The sequence below is a fragment of the Agromyces binzhouensis genome (assembly GCF_042672355.1).
In the GTDB taxonomy this organism is placed as follows: Bacteria; Actinomycetota; Actinomycetes; order Actinomycetales; family Microbacteriaceae; genus Agromyces; species Agromyces binzhouensis.
Genome location: NZ_JBHXVJ010000001.1, coordinates 167,560 through 182,990, shown reverse-complemented (window position 1 = coordinate 182,990; position 15,431 = coordinate 167,560). Strand labels below are relative to the sequence as shown.

General features: G+C 74.9%; 16 protein-coding genes. 9 read left to right on the top strand and 7 right to left on the bottom strand.

Annotated features, from left to right (window positions below):
* Window positions 1–56: 56 nt before the first annotated feature.
* From cofE to ACFVHK_RS00900, 7 genes are all read left to right on the top strand, one after another.
* On the top strand, window positions 57–839 hold the full coding sequence (gene cofE, locus ACFVHK_RS00930) for a coenzyme F420-0:L-glutamate ligase (RefSeq protein ID WP_376927170.1): 783 nt from the start codon (window positions 57–59) through the stop codon (window positions 837–839).
* Window positions 840–892: 53 nt separating this feature from the next.
* On the top strand, window positions 893–1,891 hold the full coding sequence (locus tag ACFVHK_RS00925) for a TIGR03557 family F420-dependent LLM class oxidoreductase (protein WP_376927169.1): 999 nt from the start codon (window positions 893–895) through the stop codon (window positions 1,889–1,891).
* Window positions 1,888–2,736, top strand: a complete 849-nt coding sequence (gene cofC / locus ACFVHK_RS00920) for a 2-phospho-L-lactate guanylyltransferase (protein ID WP_376927168.1) — start codon at window positions 1,888–1,890, stop codon at window positions 2,734–2,736. The genes ACFVHK_RS00925 and cofC overlap by 4 nt, the downstream gene beginning before the upstream one ends.
* Window positions 2,733–3,767, top strand: coding sequence for a glucose-6-phosphate dehydrogenase (coenzyme-F420) (gene fgd, locus ACFVHK_RS00915; RefSeq protein ID WP_376927167.1), 1,035 nt, complete (start codon window positions 2,733–2,735; stop codon window positions 3,765–3,767). Before cofC ends, fgd begins: the two co-directional genes overlap by 4 nt.
* A gap of 209 nt (window positions 3,768–3,976) precedes the next feature.
* Window positions 3,977–5,278 carry a LolA family protein gene (locus ACFVHK_RS00910; RefSeq protein ID WP_376927166.1) on the top strand — a complete coding sequence of 434 codons (1,302 nt, stop codon included), beginning with the start codon at window positions 3,977–3,979 and terminating at the stop codon, window positions 5,276–5,278.
* A gap of 10 nt (window positions 5,279–5,288) precedes the next feature.
* Entirely contained in the window at window positions 5,289–6,323 is a 1,035-nt protein-coding gene (locus ACFVHK_RS00905) for an ABC transporter ATP-binding protein (RefSeq protein ID WP_376927165.1), read from the top strand.
* Window positions 6,310–7,230 (top strand): ABC transporter permease, encoded by a 921-nt coding sequence (locus tag ACFVHK_RS00900; protein WP_376927164.1) that lies wholly within the window; start codon window positions 6,310–6,312, stop codon window positions 7,228–7,230. Before ACFVHK_RS00905 ends, ACFVHK_RS00900 begins: the two co-directional genes overlap by 14 nt.
* Before the next feature lie 34 nt (window positions 7,231–7,264).
* On the opposite strand, the gene ACFVHK_RS00895 is transcribed toward ACFVHK_RS00900, so the two are convergent.
* The 5 genes from ACFVHK_RS00895 to ACFVHK_RS00875 all read right to left on the bottom strand — a co-directional run bounded on the left by ACFVHK_RS00895 (window position 7,265) and on the right by ACFVHK_RS00875 (window position 11,746).
* Window positions 7,265–7,891 (bottom strand): MSMEG_1061 family FMN-dependent PPOX-type flavoprotein, encoded by a 627-nt coding sequence (locus tag ACFVHK_RS00895; RefSeq protein ID WP_376927163.1) that lies wholly within the window; start codon window positions 7,889–7,891, stop codon window positions 7,265–7,267.
* Between the two features lie 34 nt (window positions 7,892–7,925).
* A complete protein-coding gene (locus tag ACFVHK_RS00890) occupies window positions 7,926–8,411 on the bottom strand; it encodes a hypothetical protein (RefSeq protein ID WP_376927162.1) in 486 nt (161 codons plus the stop codon).
* Between the two features lie 334 nt (window positions 8,412–8,745).
* A complete protein-coding gene (locus ACFVHK_RS00885) occupies window positions 8,746–9,624 on the bottom strand; it encodes an ATP-binding cassette domain-containing protein (protein WP_376927161.1) in 879 nt (292 codons plus the stop codon).
* The gene (locus ACFVHK_RS00880) at window positions 9,621–10,730 is read right to left on the bottom strand and encodes a putative F420-0 ABC transporter permease subunit (protein WP_376927643.1); all 1,110 of its coding nucleotides are present in this window, start codon (window positions 10,728–10,730) and stop codon (window positions 9,621–9,623) included. The genes ACFVHK_RS00885 and ACFVHK_RS00880 overlap by 4 nt, the downstream gene beginning before the upstream one ends.
* A gap of 5 nt (window positions 10,731–10,735) precedes the next feature.
* Window positions 10,736–11,746 (bottom strand): putative F420-0 ABC transporter substrate-binding protein, encoded by a 1,011-nt coding sequence (locus ACFVHK_RS00875; RefSeq protein WP_376927160.1) that lies wholly within the window; start codon window positions 11,744–11,746, stop codon window positions 10,736–10,738.
* A gap of 296 nt (window positions 11,747–12,042) precedes the next feature.
* On the opposite strand from ACFVHK_RS00875, the gene ACFVHK_RS00870 reads away from it, so the two are divergent.
* Window positions 12,043–12,516, top strand: coding sequence for a hypothetical protein (locus ACFVHK_RS00870; RefSeq protein WP_376927159.1), 474 nt, complete (start codon window positions 12,043–12,045; stop codon window positions 12,514–12,516).
* Between the two features lies 1 nt (window position 12,517).
* Here ACFVHK_RS00870 and cofD read toward each other — a convergent pair whose 3' ends face one another.
* Entirely contained in the window at window positions 12,518–13,582 is a 1,065-nt protein-coding gene (gene cofD, locus ACFVHK_RS00865) for a 2-phospho-L-lactate transferase (RefSeq protein WP_376927158.1), read from the bottom strand.
* Window positions 13,583–13,611: 29 nt separating this feature from the next.
* A complete protein-coding gene (locus tag ACFVHK_RS00860; RefSeq protein WP_376927157.1) occupies window positions 13,612–14,601 on the bottom strand; it encodes a zinc-dependent alcohol dehydrogenase family protein in 990 nt (329 codons plus the stop codon).
* 181 nt (window positions 14,602–14,782) lie between these two features.
* Here ACFVHK_RS00860 and ACFVHK_RS00855 point away from each other — a divergent pair, with 181 nt between their 5' ends.
* Window positions 14,783–15,430: a phosphoribosyltransferase gene (locus tag ACFVHK_RS00855; RefSeq protein ID WP_376927156.1), complete on the top strand. Its 648-nt coding sequence runs from the start codon at window positions 14,783–14,785 to the stop codon at window positions 15,428–15,430.
* Window position 15,431 lies beyond the last annotated feature (1 nt).

The following is a 15,431-nucleotide window of genomic DNA, read 5'->3' as shown; positions in this document are numbered from 1 at the left end:
AAGGTGCGCCCGGCTTGCTGCGAAGATATGAGGAGGACCGAGCGGAGGGTGCGGACGTGAGGTACAGCATCGAGGGGGTCGAGGGCCTGCCGGAGATCGGCGTCGGCGTCGACCTGGCGGCACTCATCGTGAGCGCGATCGACGAGCCGCTCGCCGACGGCGACATCCTCGTCGTCACGTCGAAGATCGTGTCGAAGGCCGAGGGGCGGATCGTGCAGGCCCACGATCGCGAGCAGGCCATCACCGACGAGACCGTTCGCGTCGTCGCGACGCGCCAGACCGGGGAGTCCACGACCCGGATCGTCGAGAACCGGCTCGGCATCATCGGCGCCGCCGCGGGCGTCGACGCGTCGAACGCGCCCGAGGGCACCGTGCTGCTCCTGCCCGTCGACCCCGACGCGTCCGCGCGCGCGCTGGCCACCGGCATCCGCTCGCTCACCGGCGCCCTGGTCGGCGTGCTGCTCTCGGACACGCTCGGCCGGCCGTGGCGCGAGGGGCAGACCGACATCGCGATCGGCGCCGCGGGCGTGCACGTCTTCGACGATCTGCGGGGGCAGGCGGATGCCTCGGGCAAGCCGCTCGCCGTGACGATGCCCTGCGTGGCCGACGAGCTCGCCGGCGCGGCCGAACTCGTGAAGGGCAAGTCCGACGGGGTGCCCGTGGCGGTCGTCCGCGGCCTCGGGCGCCTCGTCGGCGACCTCGACCTGCCCGGTGCGCGGTCGATCGTCCGGCCCTCGGATCGCGACATGTTCCGCCAGGGGGCCGAGGAGGCGTACCACGAGGGATATCGCGCCGGCTTCGACGAGGCGCAGGCCGAGGGGCCGTTGCGTCCGGAGTGACCGGTTCACCTCCGCCTGGCCGCGGTGCCCGCGATGCGCGGCAGGATGGAGGGGTGAGCCCCCACATCGGTTATGCCGTCATGCTCGAGCGGTTCCCGCCCGCCGAGGCCGTGGCGCTCGCCGCGCTCGCCGAGCGGAGCGGGTTCCGCGGCACGATGGCGAGCGACCACTTCCAGCCGTGGCTGCCCGGCCACGGCCAGTCCGGCTTCGTGTGGAGCGTGCTCGCCGGGATCGGCGCGGCGACCGGCGGTGACTTCGGCCCGGGCGTGACGACGCCGTCCTTCCGGATGCATCCGGCCGTCGTCGCACAGGCGTCGGCGACGCTGGCGGCCATGCACCCGGGTCGGCACTGGCTCGGGATCGGGTCGGGCGAGGCGATCAACGAGCATGTCACGGGCACCTACTGGCCCGAGCCGGCGGAGCGCATCGCGCGGATGTTCGAGGCGATCGAGGTGATCCGCAAGCTGTTCGCGGCCTCGGCCGCGGGCCGCGACGTGCGGCACTCGGGCGAGTTCTTCAAACTCGAGTCGACGCGGCTCTGGACGATGCCCGAGCGGGCGCCGGACATCCTCGTCGCGACCCAGGGGCCGGTCACGGCGCGACGCGCCGGGCGCACGGTGGACGGGCTCATCACCACGAACGCTCCGGCCGATCGGCTCGCCGAGCTGCTCGCACGCTTCGCCGCCGGCGCTCGCGAGGCGGGGCGCGATGCGTCGCGCATGCCGCGCGTGCTCCAGCTGAACCTCGCGTGGGCGCCGACCGACGAGGAGGCGATGGCCGACGCGCTCGCCGAGTGGCCGATCGGGGCCCTGCGGTTCCCTCGGGGCGACATCCGTTCGCCCTTCGAGGTGGAGCAGCTCGCGCGCAGCGTGCGCCCCGAGGACTTCGCCGGCCGGATGGTCGTGTCGGCCGACCCCGACGTGCACCGCGCGAGCATCCAGCGTCATCTCGACCTCGGCTTCGACCGCATCTACCTGCACAACGCGGGTCGCGACCAGGCGCGATTCCTCGAGGTCTTCGGCCGCGACGTGCTGCCCGGGCTGCGCGCATGACCGCGACGACGGATGCCGACGGCTGGACGGTCGTCGTGCCGGTCAAGTCGCTCACGGCCGCGAAGACGCGGCTCGCACCGGAGCTCGGGCCCGCGGAGCGGGCGGCGCTCGCTCGCGCGTTCGCGCTCGACACGATCGACGCGGCACGCGCGGCGCGCGCCGTGGAGCGCGTGGTGGTCGTGTCCGACGAGCCGGTCGTCGAGCGCGAGCTGCGCGGCGTCCCGGGCGTCGACGTCGTGCCCGAGTTCGGTCCGCGCGGTCTCGCCGCCGCGATCTCGCACGGCGTCGCCGTCGCCCGCGCCGAGCGGTCGCGACCCGCAGCCGAGGCCGTCGCCGAGGGCCGTCGTGGCGCCGGCGCCGGTGGGTCGGCGCGAGCCGTCGCCGTGCTGCTCGGGGACCTGCCGGCCGTTGGCCCCGGGGACCTCGATGCGGCGCTCGAGGCGGCCGCGCGGCATCCGCTCGCCTTCGTGGCGGACGCCGAGGGGACGGGCACCACGCTCGCGACCGCGCTCGCCGGCGTGCCGTTGGCGGCGTACTTCGGCCCGGGTTCCGCGGCCCGCCATCGGACGGCCGGCTTCGCCGACCTCGTCGCGCTGCATCCCGATGCGGTCGCACCGGGGCTCCGACGCGACGTCGACACCGGGGACGAACTGCGCGAGGCCATCGGGCTCGGCGTCCGCGCCCGGACCGCAGACGTGGTCGTCGGGCTCGGGCTCGGACTCGTACCAGGCGACCGATCCGACCTCGCCGACGGCGTCGCGCCGCGGCATCCGCTCGACCCACCGACCGCGCCCACGGGCGCCGCAACCGCGCCCGACGGCGCAGACAGGAAGGCAGCATCGTGACCCTGACCCTCGGATACAAGGCCAGCGCCGAGCAGTTCGAGCCGCGCGAGCTCGTCGAGATCGCGGTCGCCGCGGAGGCGCACGGCATGGAGTCGGTGTGGACGAGCGACCACTTCCAGCCGTGGCGGCACACGGGCGGGCACGCCCCGTTCTCGCTCACGTGGATGGCGGCCGTCGGCGAGCGCACCTCGAGCGTGAAGATCGGCACGAGCGTGATGACGCCGACCTTCAGGTACAACCCCGCGGTGCTCGCGCAGGCGTTCGCCTCGCTCGGCGTGCTGTACCCCGGCCGCGTCATCGCCGGCTTCGGCACCGGCGAGGCGCTGAACGAGATCGCGACGGGCTTCCAGGGCGCCGGTGAGCAGGAGTGGCCGGAGTTCCGCGAGCGCTACGCACGCCTCCGCGAGGCGGTGCGACTCATGCGAGCCCTCTGGAGCGGCGAGGACCAGGTCAGCTTCGAGGGCGAGTACTACTCGACGCACGATGCGTCGATCTACGACCGCCCGGACGGCGGCGTGCCCATCTACATCGCCGCCGGAGGGCCGCAGGTCGCGAAGTACGCAGGCCGGGCCGGCGACGGATTCATCTGCACGTCGGGCAAGGGGGCCGAGCTCTACGCCGACCAGCTCATGCCCGCCGTGAAGGAGGGGCTCTCGGCCCGATCCGACGGCCGCACCTTCGAGCAGTACGACCGGATGATCGAGATCAAGCTCTCGTACGAGGAGACCGAGGACGCCGCGCTCGAGAACACCCGGTTCTGGTCGCCGCTGTCGCTCTCGAAGGAGCAGAAGCACGACATCACCGACCCCGTCGAGATGGAGCGGGCCGCCGACGCGCTGCCGATCGAGCAGATCGCGAAGCGCTGGATCGTCGGCACCGACCCCGATGCGGTGGTCGCGCAGGTCGGGCAGTACGTCGACTGGGGCTTCGATCACCTGGTGTTCCACGCGCCCGGCCATGACCAGCGTCGCTTCCTGCAGCTGTTCGAGCGCGACCTCGCGCCGCGGCTGCGGGCCCTCCCGGGCGCCTGAGCCGCGCCGCGCGCCCGGCCGCGCCGGTTCCGCTCGGCCCCTTTCGACCGGGCGGGCGCGGCCTCGGGAGGAAGTTCTGCCCGGTGCCCGGCGTGTCGGGTCGCGCCACGCCGGGCCCCGGCAGGAAGTTCCTCCCGAACGCTCGTCGGCATCCTGTCAGTTCGCTCCGCACCGGGCGGAGCCGGGCGGCGCGGGCGTAGCCTGAGGGCATGAGCCCACGCCGCACCGGGCCGTCCCGCTTCCGAGCCCGCACCGTCGTTCCCGCCATCGGGGTGCCGGTCGCGATCGCGCTCGCCATCCTGGTGCCGATGCAGGCGAACGCGTCGGTCGACCTGCCCGACAAGACTCCCGAGGAGCTCGTCGCCTTCGCGAAGGCCGCCGACGTCGACGCGCTGTCCGGCACGATCGAGCAGCGCTCCGAGCTCGGCCTGCCCGACCTCGGCACGCTCATGGGCGGCGGCGCGAGCGACTCCGAGGCGGATGCCGCGGCATCCGACACGCTCGGAGAGCTGGTGTCCCTCGCGACCGGGAGCTTCGACGCGAACGTCTACCTCGACGGCGACCACGCACGCCTGCAGGTGCTCGACCGGATGGCCGAGCGCAACGTGTACCTGAGCCCCGGCGAAGCATGGTTCGTCGACTCCGAGACGCAGACCGCCACCCGGCTGGGCGTCGCGGACGACGCCGACGTCGAGGGGCTGGAGGCCGAGCTCGATCGCCTCGCCGACGAGGCGAGGGCCGAGGCCGAGGCCGGACTGCCCGACGGCGAGCAGTTGCCCACCCCCCAGCAACTGCTCGACCGCGCGCTCGATCGGCTCGACGAGACCACGGCGGTCTCCGTCGGGACCGACGGGCGCGTCGCGGGCCGCGACGCGTACGAGCTCGTGCTCGAGCCGCGAACCGACGAGACGCTCGTCGGCGAGATCCGCGTCGCGATCGACGGGGAGAACGGGGCGGCGCTCGCGGCATCCGTCACCGCGCGCGGTGCCGACGCGCCGGCGTTCGAGACCGGGTTCACGGACGTCTCGTTCGCGGCGCCCGACCCGGCGGTGTTCGCGTTCGAGCCGAGCGACGCGTTCACGGTCGAGGAGGAGGCGCTGCCGCTGCCGACGGTCGACGAGCTCCAGCAGTGGCTCGCCGACGCGCAGGCGCGGGCCGAGCCCGAGGCTGATGCCACGGCCGACCTGCCGCGACCGATCGTGCACGGCGAGGGCTGGGCGACGGTGGTCGAGCTCGATGCCGCGACGGTCGCGGAGATGACCGCCGGGCACCGAGCCGGGGGCGGCGACTCCGCGGACGCCGATGGCGCGGATTCGGTCGCGCCCGCCACCGAGCCGCCGTTCACCGAGGGCGAGGCGCTCGACCTGCTCGACGCGCTGACCGTGCCCGTCGACGGCGGTCGCGCGCTCCAGACCTCGCTGCTGTCGGTGCTGTTCACCGACGACGGTCGGGTGCTCGCCGGATCGGTCCCGGTCGACGCCCTCGTCGAGGTCGCCGAGTCGGGTCGTTGACGGGCCGCCGGTGAGCGACCTCGCGATCCAGACCGACGGGCTCACCAAGCGCTTCCGCGCGCAGGTCGCGGTGGACGGCATCGACCTCGCGGTCCCGCGCGGGTCCGTGTTCGGGTTCCTCGGGCCGAACGGCTCGGGGAAGACCACGACCATCCGCATGCTGCTCGGGCTCGTGGGCGCGACATCCGGGACCGCCCGCGTGCTCGGGACGGACATGCCGAAGGGGCTCGACGACGTGCTGCCCCGCGTCGGGGCGCTCGTCGAGGGGCCCGCGTTCGCGCCGTTCCTCTCGGGTGCGGCGAACCTCGCGCGGTTCGACGCCGCCGACCGGCACGCGTCGCCGTCCACCCGCGGCCGCCGGGTCGCGGAGGCCCTCGACCGGGTCGGCCTCTCGCACGCCGCCCGCAAGAAGTCCGGCGCCTACTCGCTCGGCATGAAGCAGCGCCTCGGGCTCGCCAACGCGCTGCTCATGCCGCGCGACCTGCTGGTGCTCGACGAGCCGACGAACGGCCTCGACCCGCAGGGCACGCGCGAGGTGCGCTCGCTGATCCGCTCGTTCGCGGCCGACGGCACCACGGTGTTCGTCTCGAGCCACCTGCTCGCGGAGGTCGAGCAGCTCTGCACGCACGTCGGCGTGATGAGCGCGGGTCGGCTCGTCGCCCAGGGCACGCTCGACGAGTTCCGACGCTCGGGCGCGTCGCGCATCGAGGTGCTGACGCCCGATCCCGAGGCGGCGAGCGCGGTGCTGGCCCGGCTCGGCCTGGTGCCGGATGCCGCGGCGGCGGCTCCACCGGAGGCGTCGTCGCCCGGCGGGTCCGGGGACGCGTTCGTGACCGCCGCCCTGCCCGACGGCCGGGAACCCGGTGGCCGGGAACCCGGTGGCCGAGCCGCCGACGACCGCGCTCCGGACGAGCCCGCTGCCGAGGCCCTCGTCGCTGCGCTCGTACGCGACGGCGTGCGGGTGCGCGGCTTCGCGATCCGGCGCACGAGCCTCGAGCAGCGCTTCGTCGAGCTCACGGGGGAGGGCTTCGATGTCGTCGGCTGAGGCATCCGCGACCGTCGGCACGTCCTCGGATGCCGGCGACGCCGCAGCGCCCGCGCCCGCGCCCCTGCGAGCGGCTCGGCGGCAGCGACGAGGCGGCCTGGCGTCGCTCTTCGCGTCGGAGACGGCGACGCTCTTCCGCCGCTGGCGGACGTGGGCGATGCTGGCGGCGCTGGGGCTGATCCCGATCCTCATCGCGATCGCGATCCGCATCGCCGGCCCGTCCGGCCCCGGCCGCGGTCCGGCGTTCCTCGACCAGGTCGCCGGCAACGGCCTGTTCGTGGGGATGACCGCGCTGGTGGTCGCCACCCCGCTGTTCCTCCCGCTCACGATCGCGGTCGTCTCGGGCGACGCCATCGCCGGCGAGGCGAGCCACGGGACGCTGCGCTACCTGCTCATCGCCCCGGCGGGCCGACTGCGACTGCTCGCGGTCAAGTACGCGGTCGCCGCCGTGTTCTGCGTCGCCGCGGCGCTCACCGTGATCGTCGTCGGCACCCTGATCGGCTGGGCGCTGTTCCCGGTCGGTCCCGTGACGCTCCTCTCCGGCGGACAGATCCCGGTCGGCGAGGGGCTCCTCCGTCTGCTCGCGATCGGCGCGTACGTCGCGGTCTCGATGCTCGGCCTCTCGGCGATCGGACTGCTCGCGTCGACGCTCACCGTCGTGCCGGTCGGCGCGATGGCCGCGACGGCGATCCTCGCGGTCGTCGCCCAGATCGTGGGCGCGATCCCCCAACTGGAGTCGGTGCATCCCTTCCTGTTCTCCGACCGCTGGTTCGACTTCGCCGACCTGCTGCGATCGCCCCCGTCGTGGGAGTCCTTCGCCGACAACGCGCTGCTGCAGGCCGGATGGATCGCGGTGTTCGGCGGGCTCGCCGCCTGGCGGTTCGCGACCCGCGACATCCTGTCGTAGCGCTGGTCGGGGCGACGGATGGCGCGCCCGCGCGCTACCCGTAGATGCGCGCGGCGTACGACGGACCGTAGTACTCGTCGAGCTCGGCGACATCCGCCTCGGGTCGTTCGAGGGCCTTGGCGATGAGCGCGCGCCGACGGACGGCGTCGGGCGTCCAGGTCTCGGGCTTCCAGGCCTGCGACCGCAGGAAGGCCTTCGAGCAGTGGAAGAACACCTCGTCGATGTCGACGACGAGCGCGAGCGCGGGGCGGTGGCCCTTCACGACCATGCCGTCGAGGAACGGCGCGTCGCGCACGATCGTGGCGCGCCCGTTGATCCGGAGCGTGTCGCCGCGTCCCGGCACGATGAGGACGAGCCCGACGTGCGGGTTCCGCAGCACGTTACGGAACCCGTCGGCGCGCCGGTTGCCCGGCCGCTCGGGGATCGCGATGCTCGTGTCGTCGAGCACGTGCACGAACCCGGCCGGGTCGCCCTTCGGCGAGACGTCGAGGTCTCCGTGCTCGTCGCTCGTCGCGACGAAGGCGAGGGATGCCGCGGCGAGCCACTCGCGATCGATCTCGTCCAGCCGGTCGCGGGTCTTCCCGACCGCTGCCGTCGTCGGGGCGCCGAGGATCTCCTCGAGCTCGTCGGCGCTGGTCACGGGGATGCCGCGTTCGCTCATGGGTCCCATCCTGCACCCGGCGCTGCCGGGCCCCTCAGCGGGCCTCGGCCCGGCGCTCGCCGATGCTCGGCGGGAGCCTGCAGAGGTCGTAGAAGTACCGGGTGGGCGCCGCCTCGTCGGTGAGGTCGATGATGACGTTCGTCGCGGCATGGGGGAGTTCGTCGCCCGCGAGGGTCCACACCGTGAAGTGCCAGATGCCGCGGACGGCGTCGTTGAGGAGTCGCCGGCCGTCGATGACGAGGACGGCGTCGTCGTCCTCGGCGCCCGCGAGCGTGCCGGCCCGGAACGGCTCGACGGTCGCGGAGCGGAGCGTCGCCTCGTCGATGTCGCCGACCGAGACCCGCGCGGCGGGCTGCCCGCGCTCGACGAGGGTCGCGGCGAGGTCGTCGGCGAATCGAGCGGCCTGCGCCTCCGAGGCGCCCTCGACCGCCACGAGGCGCCTCCCGCGCCACGAGTTGTGCAGGAACTCCTCCGCGACCGACTCGAGCAGCGCCCGGCGGTCCTCCGTCACCTGTGCCATGGCGGACACGCTACGCCGATGCGCGCGCCCGTGGCATCCGTCGCGCCCGCCGGCCGGCCAACCCTCGGCCGCGCCGCCTCGCCTCGTGGCCGATCGGTTCCACCTTCGCTTCGGGAGGAACTTCCGAACACTCGGCGGCGTGTCCGACCGCGACACGCCGGGCACGGTGAAGAAGTTCCTCCCGAACCAGAGGTGAGGTGGCGGGCGGGCGGGCGGGCGGGCGGGAGCCGGGCGGGCCGGAGCGTGAACGGGCGGGTGAGTCCGGGGTAGCCGGGGCGGTCGGGGGGCGGGTGAAGGCACCGGGGTGGTCGGGTAGCCCGGGCGGAGGGCTCGATCAGGCGGGAGCGGGGGCCGAACCGAGGGGTCGGGCCGGCTCGCTCGCCCCTGGGGGCGCATCCGCGCCGGCCGGCGCGAACGCGAGCAGGGGCCGCCCGGTCGACGGATGGCGCAGCACGCTCGCCTCGACGCCCCAGACCGCGCGGATGAGGGGCGGGGTGAGCACGTCGGACGGTTCGCCGGCCGCGACGACGACGCCGTTCGCGAGCACGACGACGTGGTCGGCGTAGGATGCCGCGAGCGAGAGGTCGTGCAGGGCGGCGAGCACGCTGAGCCCGTCGTCGGCCAGCCGGCGGAGCAGCCCGAGCGTCGCGAGCTGGGACCGGATGTCGAGGTGGTTCGTGGGCTCGTCGAGCAGCAGCAGTTCGGGCTCCTGCGCGAGCGCCCGCGCCAGGTTCACGCGCTGGCGCTCGCCGCCCGACAGCTCGTCGTACCGCCGGCCGACGAACGCGGCCGCGTCGGCGGCGGCGAGCGCACGTGCCACGACTTCGCGGTCGCGGTCCGAGTCGCCGCCCCACGCCGACTGGTGCGGGATGCGGCCGAGGCCGACGACGTGCTCGACGTCGAGGCCGTCGGGCGCCTGCGCGTCCTGTTCGACGAGGGCCATGCGCCGCGCCCGTTCGCGCCGCCGCAGCGAGACGAGGTCGTCGCCGTCGAGGGTGAGCGCCGCGACCTCGGGCTGCTCGACGCCCGCGACGAGCTGCAGGAGGGTCGACTTGCCGGCACCGTTGGGTCCGAGGAGTGCGCCGACGGCGCCGCGCGGAACGGTGATGTCGACGCCGTCGACCACGAGCCGTGATCCGCGCGCGAACGAGACGCGCGAGCCCTCGAGCCCGTCGCCCGCCCGGCCCGCACCGGGCCCCCGCCCGGCGTTCACGATGCCCTCCGGGCGCGCAGCAGCAGCGCGGCGAACACCGGGCCGCCCACGAGCGCCGTGAGGATCCCGACCGGCAGCTCGCGCGGGTCGAACAGCGTCCGTGCGCCCGTGTCCACCCAGACCAGGAAGACCGCACCCGCGAGCGCCGAGAGGGGAAGCAGCGCCCGATGACGGGAGCCGACGACGAGCCGCACGGCGTGCGGCAGGATCAGCCCGACGAACCCGATCGCCCCGCTCACGGCGACGAGCGCGCCCGTGAGCAGCGCGGTCGCGACGAGCAGCAGCGCGCGCGTGCGCGTCACGTGCACCCCGAGGGCGGATGCCGCGGTGTCGCCGAACGCGAACGCGTCGAGCGTGCGCCCGGTCGTGAGCAGCGGCAGTCCGACGACGGCGATCGCGGCGCCTGCGAGTACTGCGGCGGGCCAGTCCGCTCCGGAGAGGGATCCGAGCAGCCAGTTGAGGATCTCGCGGTAGCTGTCGGTCGTGGCGCTCCAGAAGATGACGAGGCTCGTCACGGCTCCGAAGACCGCCGAGACCGCGAGCCCGGCGAGCACGGTCGTGGTCGGGCTGAGCCCGCCTGCGGCGCGGGCGAGGCCGAGCGTCGCCGCGAGGGCCGCCAGGGCGCCGGCGAAGGCGGCGACGGGCAGGGCGACGGCCATGCCGAGCACGAGGACGACGACCGCGCCGACGGACGCACCCGAGGAGAGGCCGAGCAGGTACGGGTCGGCGAGCGGATTGCGCGTGAGCGCCTGCATGACGACGCCGCAGATCGCGAGCCCGGCGCCGACGGCCGCAGCGGTGAGCACGCGCGGCATGCGCAGTTCCCACACGATCGCGTCGCGGAGCGGCGTCAGCGTCGGTTCGCCGAGCCCGAGATGCGCGGCGATCGAGGCGAGCACGTCGGCGGGGGCCAGGCCGGCCGGCCCGATGGTCACGGCGAGCACGACGGATGCCGCGAGCAGCGCGACCAGGGCGACCCCGACGCCGAACGCGGTCGCCGTCCCGGCGCGCCGCGGGGCCGACGACCGGCCCGAAGGAGCCGGCGACCGGCGGGCGGGGTCGCCGGACGGCCGCACCGCGGCATCCGTCGACCTGCCCACCTGCATCGCCATCAGCGCGCTCCGAGCTGCTCCACGATCGCGGCGACCGCGTCGACGTTGCGGACGCCCGCCTCGGTGGAGGGGAAGTCCACGATCACGTACCGACCGGCCTGCACCGCGGGCATCGCGGCCGTCGCGGGGTTGGCCTCGAGCCGCTCGATCTTCGACTCGGCGGTGTTCCATGCGGCATCCACGAGCACGATCACGTCGGGGTTCTCGTCGACGACCGCCTCCCAGGAGAGGGAGGTCCAGGTGTCGTGCACGTCGGCGACGACGTTCGTCAGCCCCGCGGCATCCATGATCATCTGCGGCGCACCGATGCCGGCGCCGACGAACGGCTGGTCGTCGCCGGAGGAGTACCAGAGCGCGGTGAGGCCCTCTGCGTTCGGCTCGATCGCCTCGAGCGCCGCGCGCTGCTCCGCGACGAGGTCGGCGGCGGCATCCGTCGCACCGAAGATCGCGCCGGCCTCCTCGAAGTCGGCGAACACGCCGTCGAAGGTCAGCGGGTCGGGCATGTAGCCCTCCTCCTTGCAGGCGGCGGGCGCGACGTAGGTGTGCACGCCGAGCTGCTCGAGCGTGCCGCGGTCGCCCGCACCCTCGGCGGTGAGGTTCGACTCCCAGCCGGCGAAGACGAGGTCGGGCTCGGCGGCGAGCGTCGCCTCCTGCGACGGCACCTTGTCGGAGAGGATCTCGATGCCCGCGGCCGCATCGGCGTACTCGTCCGGGACGGGGCCGTCGGTGAACGCGGCGCCGACGACGCGGTCCTCGAGGCCGAGCGCGAGGAGGAGCTCGAGCGTCGAGGACTTGACCGTGATCACGCGTTCGGGCGCGGTCTCGAAGGTGACCTCGGTGCCGCAGTTGTCGACGGTGACGGGGAAGCCGGACGCCTCCGTCGCCTCGTCGAGCGGGACGTACGCGCCGTCGGCTGCGGACGTCGCGCAGCCTGCGAGCAGGGCGACGGATGCCGCGGACGCGACGAGCGCACCGGCGCGAAGCGGACGAAGCTGGGGGAACACGGGCATGGGGCCTCCGGGACGGTGTGCGTGCGTGATCCGACGAGACGTCGGCGACTCGCGGCCCAATCCCGGGCCGGCCCGACCGGTCAATCCGAACCGGCGGTCATCGACCAGTCTACGCAGCCGTCGGGACGTCCCGCACGCGACGGTGTTCCCCGTGGGCGAACGCCGGCGATCGCCGTAATCCCCGCGTAAGCGGACGGTAAGCGCACCGTCACCGCTCCCCCGTCGCCGCCGCGACCGCTCGGGCATTGACTGCTGGAAGGCCGTCGGAACCGGCGGTCGAACGGAAGGGGAACCTCATGCACACCACTCGGATCCGCCAGCTGCTCGGTGCGGCGGCCGCTGCCGCCCTCACCGTCGGAGGAGTCCTGGCCGCGGCCCCGGCCGCGAACGCCGCGGGCGTGGGCGGGGCGTCGTTCTGGGTCGACGGCGCCCAGTACCGCACGGTCGGCACGCCGACCGACTTCTCGGGAACCGGCGCGCCCGCCGGATCGTTCCAGCCGATCTACGCCTTCCCGGAGGGGACGCAGACCAACGTCGCCACGGCCGCGCCGGGCGACCCCGGGTACCGCGGCGGACGCTGGGTCGTCACCGAGGTGCTGCTGCCGAACGGCTATCCGGCGGCGCTCGCCTCCGGCGACCTCGACGGCGACGGCGTGCTCGACTCCGACGAGGAGCTGTGGGCGGCGGCCGGCGCGGGCGACCTCGCCGTGGGCGGGGTGCTCCGGTACTTCGAGTGCCCGGTGATCCCGCTGCCGCGGAACGGCGGCTGAGTCAGCCGCGACGCTCGGGTGCGGCGCCGGCCGCGGCCTCCACGGCCAGGTCGAGCGCCGCACCCGCGAGCGCGGCCGAGGTGTCCGTGTCGCGCATCCAGAGCGGGGCGGATGCCGCGGCGAACCCGTCGGCGACGAGGCCCGGCACCGCCGCGGCATCCGCCTCGTCGACGAGCCACGCGTCGAGCACGCCGCCCGCCGTGCGAGTCCCGTAGTGCCGCGCGACGGCCGCGGCATCCGTCTCGACGCCGATCGCCGACAGGCAGGCGTCGGCCATGCCGCGCACGACGCGTCCGCCGATGATGGGGGAGACGCCGACGACGGGCGCGCGCGTCGCGGCGAGCGCCTCGCGGACGCCCGGGACCGCGAGGATCGTGCCGATCGAGACGACCGGGTTCGACGGGGCGAGGAGCACGACGTCGGCGTCGGCGATCGCGGCCTCGACGCCGGGTGCGGGCCGGGCGTCGACGAGGTCGCGCTGCCGGAAGCCGAGCGCCGGGATGGCGGCGCGGTAGCGCGTCCACCACTCCTGGAAGTGGAGTTCGGCGCGGCCGCCGGCATCGGGGTGGCCGGGGTCGATGCGCACGTGCGTGTCGACCTCGGCGTCGGTCGCGGGGACCAGCCGGACGCCGAGTCGCCAGCGTCGCTGCAGGCGTTCGGCGACCTGCGATGGGGTGAGCCCGTCCCGCAGCCACGACGTGCGCGCGAGGTGCGTGCCGAGGTCGAGGTCGCCGAGGGTGAACCACGGCCAGCCGACGCCCCATTCGCGCAGCTCCGCGGCGACCCGCTCGGACTCGCCCGCGCGACCCCAGCCCCGTTCGGCGTCGTTGACGCCCGCGAGCGCGTAGAGCAGCGAGTCGAAGTCGGGCATGAGGCGCACGCCCGAGAGCCACAGGTCGTCGCCGGTGTTCACCACGACGGTGACGTCGGCCGAGGTCGCCGCGGTGCCGTCGGCGGCGGCGGGTTCGGCGCCGGCCTCCGCCGGCCACCGTCGTGCGCACTCCTCGCGAACCCCGCGGACGAACCGCGCTCCACCGACCCCGCCCGCGAGCACCGTGATCTTCACCGTTCCACGCTAGCGCCGGCGGGCGCGGCTCAGGCGTCGCGCACGAGCACCAGCGAGCCCGACGCGCGCCCGGAACGGAGGTCGTCGACCGCGGCATCCGCCCGCTCGAACCCGTACGGCGTCGCCGTGGGCCCGATGCCGAGGCGCAGCGCGAGCCGCAGGAACTCGTCGCCGTCGGCCCGCGTGTTCGCGGTGACCGTCCGCAGGTCGCGCTCGAGGAAGAGGTGGTCGGCGTAGGTCATCGACGGGACGTCGGTCATGTGGATGCCGGCGAGCACCACCGTGCCGCCGCGCGTCGTCGCCTCGAGGGCGACCGGGACCAGGCCGCCCGCCGGCGCGAACACGATCGCCGCGTCGAGCGGTTCGGGCGGAGCATCCCGCTCGTCGCCCACGAAGTCGAGGCCCAGCTCGCGCGCGAGCCGTCGATTCGCTTCGCCGCGCGTGAGCGCGACCACCGAGGCGCCCGCGGCCATGGCCAGCCGCGCGGTCAGGTGCGCGCTCGATCCGAAGCCGTAGAGGCCGAGCCGACCGCCCGGCGGCAGGTTCGCGCGGCGGAGCGCGCGGTAGCCGATGATGCCCGCGCAGAGCAGCGGGGCGACGGCGACGGGGTCGGCGTCGGACGGCAGCGCGTACGCGAACGCCTCGGGCACCGTGGCGTACCGCGCATACCCGCCGTCGGCGTCCCACCCCGTGAACTGCGCGTCGGGGCAGAGGTTCTCGCGACCCGACCGGCACCACCGGCACGCACCGCAGGTCCCGCGCAGCCATGCGATCCCGACGAGGTCGCCGACCGCGGTGCGGCGCACGCCGGGTCCGGTCGCGACCACGAGGCCGACGACCTGGTGACCCGGGACGACCGGGCTCCGGTGCCGTTCGAGCTCGCCGTCGATCACGTGCAGGTCGGTGCGGCACACCCCGCACGCGGCGACCTCGACGACGAGCTCGTCCGCGGCGGGGTCGGGCTCGGGGGGCGTCGAGGGCGTCAGTCGCCCGTCGCCGACCGTCGTCCAGGCGTCCATATCCCGGTCTCCCTCCCGGCTCGGGCGGCGGGCGGGTCGTCGCCGGTCGCCTCGACTGCCAGCGTGCGCCGGGAAGCGCCGTGCGCGGAGGACGAAGGTCATGCCGCGGCATCCGCTCTCCCGCCCGACCGTGGGGACCAACGGCCTCGCGCCCGCGGCGGCCCGCGCGCATGCTGGAGGCATGTTCCGTGACCGCGCCGACGCGGCGGCCGCCCTGCTGGAGCGGCTCGAGGCGTTCCGCGACGAGGACGTCGTGGTCCTCGGGCTCCCGCGCGGGGGCGTGCCGGTCGCCGCCGCGGTCGCCGAGGGTCTCGACGCACCGCTCGACGTCATCGTCGTCCGCAAGCTCGGCATCCCCGGGCAGTCCGAGGTGGCGATGGGGGCCATCGGCGAGGGCGGCGTGCGGGTCGTCGACGACGGGATCGTGCGGCGCGCGCGCGTCTCGGAGCGGCGGTTCGCCGACGTCGAGCGGCAGGAGCAGCAGACCCTCGACCGCCGGGTCGCGCAGTTGCGGGGCGGCCGCGACCCCGAGCCGCTCGCCGGCCGCACGGCGCTCGTCGTCGACGACGGCCTCGCCACCGGTGCGACCGCGGAGGCCGCATGCGAGGTGGCCCGCGCCCGCGGCGCCAGTCGCGTCGTGCTCGCGGTCCCGGTGGCGCCGAAGGATGCCGCGTCCCGCGTGCCGTCGGCGGACGCGCTCGTCGCGGTCGAGGTCCCGGACTGGTTCATGGCGGTCGGACAGGCGTACGCCGACTTCCGCCAGACGACCGACGAGGAGGTCCTCGCGCTCCTCGAAGCCGCGCGGGCGCGTCGCTCCGGTCTCGCGTAGC